1 protein-coding gene is annotated in these 2,196 nt (G+C 37.0%); it reads left to right on the plus strand.

Going from position 1 to position 2,196, the window contains the following annotated elements; genetic code table 11:
* Nucleotides 1-2,196, plus strand: a 2,196-nt coding sequence (locus P7J58_RS02645; protein ID WP_408555658.1) for a hypothetical protein, incomplete at both ends; no start/stop codon positions are given.

Raw genomic sequence — 2,196 nt, forward strand, 5'->3', positions numbered from 1 at the left:
ATTAGCTAATGGCTTATATCGTTCAGTTTTAACTAGCTCCATTCCAGAAAATCGCCCGAGTGATATTTATAATTTAACACATCTATCTCTAAGAGATGAGATTGGTAATATTGTTTATTATTATGATTCTTCGAAAAATACATGGGCAGAACATACATTTGCACCACTTTCGATGACGGTTAATAGTATTACTTCAGGTTCAGTCTTGATTCATTATCAACTTGAAGATGGGACTGCCATAGCTGAAGACAAGAGAATTTCAGGCGTGGTGTCGACGTTAGCATTCGGTTCGGAGGAGTCCGTTGCGACAGGGATTACATATGATACTAGTAGTGAAGCTCCATTGCTTCTGAATGGTATGGATGGTAGGCAGTATTATAAGGTTAAAGTAGACGGTGTAGAGCAAGGGCTTTTGAAAGTTGGTTTGACGGAAGTAACCTATACTTACACTCCTTATTTGGTATCTACAGAGCAGGTCGAAAAGAAAACGGGCCGTGTGATTGTTCAGTATCAAACAAGGTCAGGGCAAATTCTTAAAGAATCAGTTGAAGCCGTTCCAGAAACATTAATTAGTTATCGTGAAAAGACGGTCTTTGCAGATGGAACAGAGAGCTTATCTGAACCAATTCAAAGCTATCCAAATTTCAATGTCTATGATTATCAAGTACGGACAATTGAGCAAGATGGAAAAATTTATAGATTATCATATGAGAACCAACCTTCTCTTTACGGTGAACTTGTAGAAGGTGATACGGTATTGACTCTACAGTATATTCCTGTTCCTAAATTGGAATCCCTGACATTTGATAAAGAGTCTTACCAGCCGGGAGAAAAACTGACTGCTAGTTTTGTGGTTTCGTCTGAAGAGGAAATGGAGCGTATTTACTTTGGTCTATCTGATAAAAAACTGTCTAGTCAATATGTGCTTAGAGGAGAGAGTAATAACCCAATCAAGATTGCAGACGGACTGTATCGCTTTGATGTTACGGTACCAATAGCAAGTGATTATCCTAAGTCAGACTTATCTTTGGACTTTATATATTTGAATGCTAAAAACGAAAGTTCATCAAATAGCCTTTCAGAACCTGAAATTATTCAAAATATTGCTACCCAGGCTATCATCAACTCACCTAATATCGTTACTGATTTTTCAGCACCTAAGTTTATTGAGTTAGAAACTAGTCGAAATGAAGCTAAACAAGGTGAGACAGTTGAAGTGGTACTTTTAGTGGAAGATAATTCGAATATCACATCTGTTAATCTCGTATTTGAAAGTGAGTCAGGAACACTCCGATTTGGCGAAAATATTACGAATATTGAGCAATTGGAGGGAAATCGAAAAAGACTGACTTTATCTGAAACAATTCACTATTCTTATTTACCAGGACAATATGATCTGAGATATTTATATCTGACAGATATTTATGGTAATACGAGTTACTTATCCACTGTTGATAGTTTGCCTGCGAAAACCATTGTTGTCAATCAGGCTAATGATGTAGAAAATTTAAATCCGGTTGTTGAAACGACAATAGTAACCAATATTGAGGTTGTTGAAAAATCAAGTGGGCGAGTATTGATTCGCACAAATTTCCATGGTGAAGACCTTGAAGCAATGAAACAAGTGATTCGTGAGGCAATTTCAACATATGAAAATGAACATGGTGTAACATTTGATTTACTTGGTGCTGGTGGGACTCAAATCTCTTCAAGGTCAGTTACTGTTGGAAATCGGACTCAAACAGAGGTAATACGTTCATACCAGCAACTAGTTGTAAATACATCGGATAACCCTCTGCCTGAAATTGAGAAAAAACTTCTACCAGAAGGTGTGATCTACGATAATTCAACTATCAGGCAAGCCTTATATACTATTCAATTTAAAGATGGTGAATCAGTAGTTAAAGAGAGTCGGCGAGTTGCAAACTCCACAATTGATAATGTCATTCGTGATGAAAGTAATGGTATTGATGAAAGGGCATATTATTTTGAATCTGTTGAGGTAAGTCAAGGTTTCACTACAATTTTTAGTAGCGATTTGAATTATAATGGTCCCTTTTATGAAATTGTTGTCAATTTGAAATCAAGCTCGAAAGTAGAAAATATAGAAGTAGACTCACCAGTCGAAGAAACGCCGCCAACTTCAACAGAAGTCGAACCGCCAGTCGAAGAAACGCCGCCAACTTCAACAGAAGT

The organism is Streptococcus suis (assembly GCF_046032535.1).
Lineage (GTDB): Bacteria > Bacillota > Bacilli > Lactobacillales > Streptococcaceae > Streptococcus > Streptococcus suis_AK.